Genomic DNA, 10,189 nt, shown 5'->3' with positions numbered 1-10,189 from the left:
GGGAGCGGCGCGCCGACGGGGATGGGGGTGAGGGGTGCGGCGGTTTCCCTCTCCCTGTGGGAGAGGGATTAAGGGTGAGGGCTACCTTATAAAATAAACGGCGGGAACAAAAATCCCCGCCCCACATTCAGGTGCACGTTGGAAGGACGCCCCGGCGCCTAATCCTCCCCCAAGAGCTCCAGCGCCCGAGCCGCGGCCTTCGCCTCCGCCAGGCGTTTCGTTCCAGCCTCCCCCTCGCCCTTCACCGCGCCGTTCACGAGCACGCGCGCCCTGTAGTACCGCTCGTGGTCGGGTCCGCTGACCTCCACTTCGTAGGCGGGCATCTCCAGGCTCCGCCGATGGCAGAGCGCCTGCAACCTCCCCTTGGGGTTGTCCGAGGTTTCCAGCCCGTCCACGGTCACCCCCAGGAGAACCCCGAGGATGAATCCGGCCACGGCGGTGTAGTCGTACTCCAGAAAAATCGCGCCGATCAGCGCCTCGAAGAGGTCCTCGAGCAGGCCGTTCCGATCGGCGCCCCCCGACTGCTCCTCCCCCTTACCCAGCCGCACGAACTCCCCGAGCCCCAGCTCCCGCCCCATCCGGGCGAGGTTATCGCCCTTGACGTGGGCGGACCGCTCCTGGGTGAGGTCCCCCTCGTCGCCACCGGGGCGGCTCTCGTATAGCTCCCGGGCCACCACCAGGTCTATCACCGCGTCGCCGACGAACTCCAGGCGCTGGTAATCGCGTGAGTACTCCGGATTCTCGTTGCTCCAGGACGGATGGGTGAAGGCTTCGGCGAGGAGGTCGGTCCGCCGGAGGTTCAGGCCCGACAACTCGCGCACCCTCCGCCTCAACTCGGTGAATTCAGGGTCCATCTTCACCCTCCAGGAGACCGGCCTGGTCCCACAGCTCCAGCGCCATGCGGCGCAGCTCGCTTCCGGGCAACTCCCCCGCCCCCGGTCCGACCACCAGCGCCAGATAAGCGGGGGCAACGAAGAGGTGCCGGTTTACGCGGAACAGCTCGCGCAGGCGGCGGCGGACGCGGTTCCGCACTACCGCCTTCCCGACCTTGCGCCCCGCGACCGTCGTGTATCGCAGCCCTTCGACTCCCTTGGTCAGCCAAACGAGCCGGAGCGGGCCCGATTGCAGGCGCCTCCCCGATTGGAACAGCCGGCGGAAGTCCCGGGCGGAGGTCAGTCTCGCCGAGCGTGGGTACGGGTGGCGCATCGGTCTATTGTAACCCATCCGGGGCGGATGTGAAAAAGGCCCCTCGCGGGAACCTCTCTCGCCTGACGGCTGACCGGGAGCGCCGGATTAGTGGGTGAGCCGTTTGCGGCCCCGGGCGCGGCGGCGGGCGATGACCAGACGGCCGCCCTTCGTGCTCATCCGCTTGCGGAAACCGTGGTCCCGCTTCCGCTTGATCCGGCTGGGCTGGTAAGTTCGTTTCATCCGTGCTCCCAGGAGTTTTTTCCCGCGGGCGCAAAGGTTAACCCAGACGGGCGGCGTTTGTCAACCCGTTTGCGAGAGCGACCATGAACGGTCGCCCCTACATCTAATGGTGATGGCCGTAATGGTTAAGAATCATACCCTTTCGCGTTTTCACCTTCACCCTCACCCTAGCCCGTAGGCAAGCCTCTCCCTGGAAGGGAGAGGGGACAGGCGGCAGCCCTCACACCAATGCTGCGATGATGTAGGGCGGGGAATCCTTTCCCCGCCGCTTTCATGCCCCGACCCTCACCCTACCCCGTAGGCAAGCCTCTCCCTGGAAGGGAGAGGGGACAGGCGGCAGCCCTCACACCCACGCTGCGATGATGTAGGGCGGGGATTTTAATCCCCGCCGCTTTCATGCCCCGACCCTCACCCTAGCCCTCTCCCTGGAAGGGAGAGGGGGACCACGGCACACTTTACCCCGGCTTGTACCTTATGCGATGACGTAGGGCGGGGAATCCTTTCCCCGCCGCTTTCATGCCCCGACCCTCACCCTAACCCGTAGGCGAGACTCTCCCTGGAAGGGAGAGGGGACAGGCGGCAGCCCTCACACCCACGCTGCGATGATGTAGGGTGGGGAATCCTTTCCCCGCCGCAGGGTTAGTAGTTCCAGCCGATGTAGAACTGGAATTCCGCCTCCCGCTGAATTTCCGCGAAATCGGTGAGCCAGGCGAAATCGAAACGCAGGGCCACGAAGGGCCCCAGCCCCAGACGCAGCCCCACCCCGAAGTCCCCCTCGAGACCGGGGAACTGTTCGCCCGAATCCCAGGCGGTCCCCGCGTCGAAGAAGAGCGCGCCCTCGACGTGGGTGAAGGCGATGGTGCCCGCCGGCAACCCCAGGGCCAGGTAGTCCAGCACCGGGAAACGCCACTCGAGGTTGCCCATGACGAGGCGGGTGCCGTTGAAGTAGCCGAAGGGATAGCCGCGCATGGATAGCGAACCGCCGAAGTAGGTGCGGCGGGCGTCGGGACCGTCGGAGAATTGACCGACGACCCGGGTGGCCAGGGTCGAGCGCCGGCTCGTGCGCAGGTAGTACCGCAGGTCGCCCCAGAAGGAGTCGTAGGCCGCGCTCCCGGTGGAGAGATCGAAGGTCTGGCCCGCCGACAGGCTCACCCGGGCGCCGTCCACCGGCCCGATCAAGTCCCACAGGGTGTTGTCGAAAACGAACCCCAGGTACGCCGAGGCCAGGGGGCGGTTGGTCCAGGTCGCGTCTATGTAGTCGTGGAGCTCGCTCCCCCGGGCGACGACGCTCGCCTCCAGGCGGATGTAGCGGCTGAAGGGGTAGTTGCAAAGTCCGACGACCCCGTACCGCCTCTCGTAGTAAGGGATGAGCGTGGTGTAGTCGGTGTACTCGTCCACATAGTGGAAAGCCCCGACGCCCCACACCAGACGGCGGCTCCGGTTGACGTAGGTCGCGGCGACGTTGAGGTAGTCGAAGAAATTGTCTAAGCCCTGGCCCACCGAGTAGATCTGAAAAATAATCTGCTGGTCGCCGGTGAGGTCGGTCAGCCCGAGGGCCGTGCCGAAGCCGGTGCCGAACTCGGGGTCGTAGGCGATCTCGGAGCGGACGACGTCCAGGGTGAACTCGGTCCTGTAGGGGTGGACCTCGCCAATTTCCTCCCGGGTGGCCAGGCTGGGGAGCTCCTCCTCCGCGGCGACCGCCGGGGCTTCCTCGGCGGGTTGCTCCTCGAGCCCATCGAGGAGGTATACGCCGAACTGGTACCCCTGGAGCCCCTCGCACAGGACGCGGCCGTCCGGGGTGAAGGAGGCGTTCCAGGCCCCGGTGAAGAGCCGGGTCAGGCGCGTGACGGAGTCGTCTTCCTCCAGGCGGTATAGGTCGGCGGCGCCCCCGCGGTCCGAGGTGAAGCACAGCCGGCCCCCGGGATCGAAGAAGGGGTCGGAATCCTTACAGGGCCCCTCGGTCAGGCGGGCCACCGTCCCGGTGTCCAGCTCCAGGCGGAAGAGGTTCCGGTAGCCGGAGAGAAAACCGCCCCCGGAGTTCGAGGCGAAGACCACCGCCTCCCCGCCGGGAGTGAAGACGGGGTTCGACTCGTAGGCGAAATCCCGGGTCAGCCGCTCCACCGAACCGTTGGCCGCGTTCACGACGTAGAGGTCCGAGGCGCCGCTCGCGTCCAACCCGGCCAGGACGATCCTCCCCCCGTCCCAGGAGGGATCCGAGAGGGCCACGGTGTCCCCCACGGTGTACCGATCCGTCACGCCGCCGGAGCTCAGGTCATAGACGCAGAGCTCGTCCCGCCCCTGGCGGTCGGCGACGAAGGCCACCCGCCCGGCGGGGTCGGCGTCCATGGAGGTTGCGAACATGAGCAGGCTTTCAATTGCGGGGTCCCGTTCGGCGATGAGGAGGCTCGTGTGGTCTATTTCCCCCTCGAGCGGCGCCCAGAAGAGACCCTGGTAGCCCAGGTAGTCGGAGAGGTAGACGAAACCCGGCACGCCGTCCTTCTCGGCATAGGCCGGGGCCAGCGCCATCTCCTCCTCGCCGGTGCGGCGCTCCCCCGCCTCGTCCATGAACACCCGGTCGGCGACCTCGGGGTAGTAGCGCCGCTTCAGCCAGTTCCGCCAGTCCCGGTCCAACTGATCGAGCTCAATCCCCAGCGCGTCCCGGAGGACCACGCTGAAGTACTCGCTCGAGTACGACCTGCGGACGAGATCGAAGAGGGCGTCCTCGCCGTAGGTTTCGGCGATGTACGCCACGGCGGACTGGCCCTCCTTGTACAAGAGAAACACCGGGCCGTAGTATTCCAGCTCGGTGAGCGGGACGACCTTCTCCTCTAGCACCAGGTCCCGCACGTAGATGTCCATCTCGGTGTTCGCGCCCTGGCTGAGATACTCGGCCAGCCCCTCCTCGAACCAGAGTGAGGGTCGGGCGTAGCTGGCGACGCCGCGCCCCGCCACCGAGGAGCGCAGGAGGGCGTAAACGAAGACGTGGACCAGCTCGTGGTGTAGGGTGTGGGCAAAGTCGGCCAGGTCGCCCCCGTTCGGCAGGGCCACCCGCCCCTTCATGTACTCGGTGAAACCGCCCACGGACTCGGGCAGGAACCCGGCGTAGATTTGCGTCTGCCGGAAGCTGGTCCGGTCGGCGTAGACGAAGACGGGGACGCGCCACGGCACGGTGCAGCCGAAGATGAGCGCCAGCTCGTCGTAGTACCCCTCGGCCAGCTCGGCGGCGATGCCGGCCAGCTCCTGTTCCTCGGGATAGAAGTGGACGTCGAAGTGCTCGCATGCCAGGACCTGCCAGTCCAGGTCGCGGTAGGCCACCTTGTTCTGGCCGAAGGTGGAGTAGGCCGAGGCGGCGAGGGGGATGAGGAGTAACGGCAGGATGTGGCGGAGGGTGGGTTTCGCCAGAGGCGTAGCTCGCTTCGCTCGGTTTGCCGACGGCATAGCTCGCTTCGCTCGGTTCATGACGTGCCCGGTAGAGCGGAGACAAGGGGTTTTGCCAGAGGCGTAGCTCACTTCGTTCGGTTTGCCAGAGGCATAGCTCGGTTCGCCGGGGGCGTAGCTCGCTTCGCTCGGTTAAACCCTTTGCCTCGCGGCGGCGCCTAGGCCTCCAGCTTGCGGAGCGCCTCGGCGGGAGGTATGCGGCTGGCCCTGCGCGCCGGTAGCCAGGCGGATACGACCGCCACCAGAAGCGCCAGGAGAACGCCGCTCGCGAAGAGCCACCAGGGGAGGTAAAAGAAATTCTTCGGCTTGAAGGTGAAATCGGGCAGGTACTCCACCAGGAGCGCATTGGCCATCACGGTGGACCCCCAGCCCAACAAGACGCCGACGACACCGTTCACCAGACCGATTATACCCGCCTCGCCGGCGAAGAGGCCGCGGATGTCCCCCTTAGTGCAGCCCACGCAGCGTAGGACGCCTATCTCGACACTCCGCTCGCTGACCAGGAGGCTGAAGTTGTTGAAGATGCTGAAGGCGGCGATCAAGAGGATTATCACGGCGACGATGGACAGGACCGCGGTGACGGTGTCAATGGTCAGGCCGGCCTTCTCGACGGCCTCGCGGCTGGTCTCGACCTCGAAGCCCGAGTCCTGGGCGAAGGCCCCCAGCTCGGCGGCGACCCGGGTGTCGGCGCAGACCACGTAGGCCCGGGTGTAGCCCTCCGACCCGGTCCGTCCGGTCAGCCGGGCGGCTTTCTCGACCTCATCCAGGGGAATCGTCACCCCCAGCACCACCGCCTTGGGCGAGAAGCCGACCACCACGCCGGTGCGCTCGATGTAGGCCTCGCGCTCGAAGCTGGACCGCCCCAGGAAAATGCCCAGGCGCGTGCCGAGGGCCTGGTCGGCGGACAGGCGCCGGAGGCCGTTGGCCGGGGCGAAACCCTCGTTGTAGAAATCCAGGAGTTGGGGGGAGAGGATGACGGGTATTTCACCGGGCGAGAGAGCGACAGTGCGGTAGTCCGCCTTCGTGGCCTCGATCATCCGCGGGTCCCAGCCGTCCACCCCCATGTCGGTGCGGAAGGTGGGCAGGGAGAAGGGGCCGATGGTCACCCCTTTGAGGGAGCAGGGGAAGACGGCGGTGAGGGCGGGGTAGACTGCGGTAACGCCGGGGCGGCTCCCCAGGAGCTCGACCGCCGCGTCGTCCAGCGGCGCCGGCTCGCCCAGAAGCCCCGGGCCCTGGGTCACGATGACCTCGTTCAAGGGGAGCTTGGCCAGGATGCCCTCGATGACCTCCCGGCGCACCCCCTGGCCCAGGCCGACCAAAAACACCAGGGCGGCAATCCCCAGGGCTATCCCCATGGAGGAAAGGACGCTGCGCCGCCGATGACGGCGGAGGTTGGCCAGAATCAGCCGAAGCGAGTTCCCGGGCTTCACCCTCTGGGTCCTGAATGGTTCGCCTTACGAGGCGTAGTCGGTCGCCCGGCGCTCCCGGATGACCGTCACCTTGATCTTGCCGGGGTACTCCATTTCCTTCTCGACGCGGCGGGCCACCAGGTGGGAAATTTCTTCGGCCTGGCGGTCGTCCGAGGCCTCGGGGTTCACGATGATTCTTATCTCCCTCCCGGCCTGGATGGCGTAGGAGCGCTCGACGCCGGGGAAGGAGTCGGCGATTTCCTCGAGCTTGGCGAGCCGCTTGATGTAGAGGTCGAGGGTCTCGCGGCGGGCGCCGGGCCGGGCGGCCGAGAGGGCGTCGGCGGCCATCACCAGCACCGCCTCGGGAGTGGCGGGCTCGACGGCGTCGTGATGCGCCTCGACGGCGTTGATGATGGGCGGCTTTTCGTTGTAGCGGCGGGTCAGGTCGGCCCCGATCTGGGCGTGCGTCCCCTCAATCTCGTGGTCCACGGCCTTGCCGAGGTCGTGCAACAAACCCGCGCGCCGGGCCAGCTTCTCATCGAGACCCAGCTCCGCCGCCATCATCCCGGCGAGATACGAGACCTCCAGGGAATGCTGCAGGACGTTCTGGCCGAAGCTCGTCCGGTAGCGGAGCCGGCCGAGGAGGTTCACCACCTCGGGGTGCAGCCCCTGCACGTGGGTGTCCAGGGCCGCCTGCTCGCCCGCCTCCCGGAGGGTGGTCTTCATCTTCGCCGATACTTTGGCGACGATGTCCTCGATGCGCCCCGGGTGGATGCGGCCGTCCTGGATCAGTTTCTCCATCGTCTGCCGGGCTATCTCGCGCTTCACCGGATCGAAGCCGGAGAGGATCACCGCCTCGGGGGTGTCGTCCACGACCACGTCCACGCCGGTGGCCATCTCGAAGGCCCGGATATTGCGACCCTCGCGCCCGATGACCCTCCCCTTCATCTCGTCGGAGGGGAGCTGGACCACGCTGACCGTGATTTCGGACACCTGATCACTGGCGATGCGCTGGACGGCGTTGGTGATGATTTTACGGGCCTCGTCCTCGGCCCGGGCCTGGGCCTCCTCGCGCATCTCCTTCAAGAGCCTCACCGACTCGTGCTCCACCTCGGCGCGCAGGTCCTCCAAAAGGAGCGCCTTGGCCTCCTCGGCCGTTATCCCGCTCAGGTGCTCCAGAAGGCGCATCTGCTCGTCAATGAGCTTGACCAGATGCCCCTCCCGGGTGGTCAGGGTGGCCTCGAGCTCCTCGAGCTTCTTCCCCTTGGCCTTCACCTCTTCCAGGCGTTCGTCGAGCTCGGACTCGCGTTTCTCGAGCTGGCCCTCCTTGGAGGAGAGCCACTTCTCGATGCGCTGGAGCTCACCCCGCCGCTCGTCGGCCTGCTTATCGAACTGGAGCTTGATGGCCGAGGCCTCGTCCCGGGCCTCGAGCTTGGCCTCCCGGACGATGGACTTGGCCTCGTTGCGGGCGTCCACCAGGAGCTTCTCGGCGGTCTCCTCGGCGGAGGCCAGCCGACGTTTGGCGAAAATGCGGCGCAGCCAATAGCCCAGCCCCGCGCCGAGGACCAGAATCACGACCAGGGATATATAAAGATAGGGGGGGGAAAAGATGCCCACTGGGGATCACCCCGTCTCAAGCGCCCGAGGCGCTCGTTGGAGAAAAATTGAGACGGGGCTGGCTGGGCGGGCCACCGGGGCGGGGTTACCGATTTGTGTCGCGAGACCCGGGGGATGGATCGAGAACCGTGGTGATGTTCCGGAACTTTACCTTAACGCGTTTTAGGTTTTTCACGGCTCTTTTAGATTTCCCGGTCGGTGACACGAAAAAGAAGCGATTAACCCGGCAAAGGGATCGAGATTCCGAAAACGAGATGCCCGTCCGTCAGCCCCGTCGGCTACGGCGAGATACAACTCTGTTGGAGTGTAACAACATCCGGTCCGTGTAGTCAACAAGTTATTGTGGATGCGCCCCTTATCTAAAATGGTCCCCGTAAGAGTCAAAAAAAACCGCCCGCGTGCGGACGGTGCCCCAAAGAAAACGCCGGGTCAGAAAATCCCCCGCCGACGGCGGTCCAGGCTGTGCATCAGGCGCCGGACCCTCCGCTTCGCCTCCCGGCCACGGAGTCGGGCGATCCGCTCGATGACCTCCTTGCGGGGGCGGAAGGTCTGGAAGACCAACGGCCGGAGAAGGATGGTCCGCCACCCGTCCACGCGCACCAGACGGCCGCTGCGGGAACGCCCGGCGTCGGTCCCGGGTCCTCCTAAATCGTAAACCCAGAAATGGGGCGAATCCAGCTCGTAAAGCTCCACCAGCCGCTGCCGGCGCACCTGACCGTCACCGCCGACGTAGGACAGACGGGCCAGTGCCCGGCTTCGCTTCAAGAAGCCGAGAAGGTACACGAGGTGGGGGGAGATGGTCCCCTCCTCCCGGGTCCGCCCGGCGAGGTAGGCCGCCCGGAAACGCCGCGCCGCGGCGCGCAGCTCGCGACGCCGGTCCTGGTAGGCGAACCAGCTCCGCAACTGCTCGTCCAAGCCGCCGGGGTGCGTTTCCTCGGGCATCGGTCACCAGGAGAGGAGTTCGGGGGGATTATACCAGTTAACCGCCGAAAGGGTAAGCCCGACGTTTACAACGCGGGGGGCAGAACCTATAATCACCGCGTTCCGGTTTCAGGCTACGGCATCACACAAGGACCCGCGAGCGACGGGAGGCAACGAATGGGCCCCGAACCCCCCATGCGCCCCGGAAGGGGCACCCGATTCGTCCACGGCGGGGACGAGCACGACCCCGTCACCGGCGCCGTGAGCACCCCCATCTACCAGGTCTCCACCTTCGCCTTCAAATCGGCCGAGCACGGCGCCGCCTGTTTCGCCGGTGAGGATGACGGCTACATCTACAGCCGGCTGGACAACCCCACCGTCAAGGTCTTCGAGAAGAAGTTGGCCTACCTTGAGGGGGCGGACGAGGGGCTGGCCTTCGCCTCGGGCATGGCCGCGGTTCACAACATCCTCTGCCACACGGCCCACGGGGGCCACGTCGTTTCGGGGAACGCGGTGTACGGCGGCACCTTCGCCCTCTTCGAGCACCTCGCGCCCAAGCTGGGCATCGAGGTCAGCTTCGTGGACACCACCGACGCGGTGAACATCGAGCGGGCGATGCGCCCGGACACGCGGCTGGTCTTCGTCGAGACGCCGGCCAACCCGACCCTGGCCGTCACCGACATCGCCGCCGCAGCGGAGGTGGCCCACGCCCACGGCGCCCTCCTCGTGGTGGACAACACCTTCCCCACCCCGTACCTCCAGCAGCCGCTGGAACACGGCGCCGACGTCGCGCTCCACAGTTGCACCAAGTACGTCGGGGGCCACGGGGACGCGGTGGCCGGGGCGTACTGCGGGTCCCGGGAGCTGATGGAAGAGTCGCGCGACTGGCGCACGGACATGGGCGGGATCATCGCCCCCTTCCAGTGCTGGCTCCTTCTGCGCGGGCTGAAAACGCTGCACCTGCGCGTCGAGCGGTCCCAGGCCAACGCGGTCGCCCTGGCCCGCTTCCTCGACGGCCACCCCAAGGTGGTGCGGGTGCGCTACCCCGGCCTGGAATCGCACCCGCAGTACGCAATCGGCAAAAAGCAGATGCTGGGCCCCGGCGGGATATTGAGCTTCGACGTGGCCGGCGGCGTGGAGACGGGCGCCAGGCTCATAAACTCGGTGCGGCTGATGACGGTCGCCGTCTCCCTGGGCGACTGCGCCACCCTCATCGAGCACCCGGCGAGCATGACGCACTCCACCATGAGCCCCGAGGAGCAGGCCCGGTACGGCATCACGCCGGGACTAGTCCGCGTCGCCGCGGGGATCGAGGACGCCGACGACCTGCTCGCGGACATGGAGCAGGCCCTGGCGAAGATGTAGCGTCTGGACTG

Annotated in this window: 8 protein-coding genes; 1 reads left to right on the top strand and 7 read right to left on the bottom strand. The window is 66.7% G+C overall.

Annotation, left to right across the window (positions count from 1 at the left end; all coding sequences use genetic code 11):
* Window positions 1-158 precede the first annotated feature (158 nt).
* From rnc to NTW26_01310, 7 genes are all read right to left on the bottom strand, one after another.
* Window positions 159-854, bottom strand: coding sequence for a ribonuclease III (gene rnc / locus NTW26_01340; protein ID MCX7020918.1), 696 nt, complete (start codon window positions 852-854; stop codon window positions 159-161).
* Window positions 844-1,206 carry a ribonuclease P protein component gene (gene rnpA / locus NTW26_01335; GenBank protein ID MCX7020917.1) on the bottom strand — a complete coding sequence of 121 codons (363 nt, stop codon included), beginning with the start codon at window positions 1,204-1,206 and terminating at the stop codon, window positions 844-846. Before rnpA ends, rnc begins: the two co-directional genes overlap by 11 nt.
* Window positions 1,207-1,293: 87 nt before the next feature.
* Window positions 1,294-1,428, bottom strand: a complete 135-nt coding sequence (gene rpmH / locus NTW26_01330; protein MCX7020916.1) for a 50S ribosomal protein L34 — start codon at window positions 1,426-1,428, stop codon at window positions 1,294-1,296.
* Window positions 1,429-2,067: 639 nt separating this feature from the next.
* On the bottom strand, window positions 2,068-4,887 hold the full coding sequence (locus NTW26_01325) for a BamA/TamA family outer membrane protein (protein MCX7020915.1): 2,820 nt from the start codon (window positions 4,885-4,887) through the stop codon (window positions 2,068-2,070).
* Window positions 4,888-5,024: 137 nt separating this feature from the next.
* The gene (locus tag NTW26_01320; protein MCX7020914.1) at window positions 5,025-6,296 is read right to left on the bottom strand and encodes an ABC transporter permease; all 1,272 of its coding nucleotides are present in this window, start codon (window positions 6,294-6,296) and stop codon (window positions 5,025-5,027) included.
* Window positions 6,297-6,320: 24 nt separating this feature from the next.
* Window positions 6,321-7,886 (bottom strand): ribonuclease Y, encoded by a 1,566-nt coding sequence (gene rny / locus NTW26_01315; GenBank protein MCX7020913.1) that lies wholly within the window; start codon window positions 7,884-7,886, stop codon window positions 6,321-6,323.
* Between the two features lie 435 nt (window positions 7,887-8,321).
* Window positions 8,322-8,834: a hypothetical protein gene (locus NTW26_01310; protein MCX7020912.1), complete on the bottom strand. Its 513-nt coding sequence runs from the start codon at window positions 8,832-8,834 to the stop codon at window positions 8,322-8,324.
* A 156-nt stretch (window positions 8,835-8,990) separates the two neighbouring features.
* On the opposite strand from NTW26_01310, the gene NTW26_01305 reads away from it, so the two are divergent.
* Window positions 8,991-10,178: an aminotransferase class I/II-fold pyridoxal phosphate-dependent enzyme gene (locus NTW26_01305; protein MCX7020911.1), complete on the top strand. Its 1,188-nt coding sequence runs from the start codon at window positions 8,991-8,993 to the stop codon at window positions 10,176-10,178.
* The last annotated feature ends 11 nt before the right edge of the window (window positions 10,179-10,189 follow it).

This window comes from bacterium (assembly GCA_026398675.1).
Lineage (GTDB): Bacteria > RBG-13-66-14 > RBG-13-66-14 > RBG-13-66-14 > RBG-13-66-14 > RBG-13-66-14.
The sequence above is the reverse complement of the archived record's forward strand: the minus strand, read 5'-3'. Positions and strand labels throughout refer to the sequence as shown.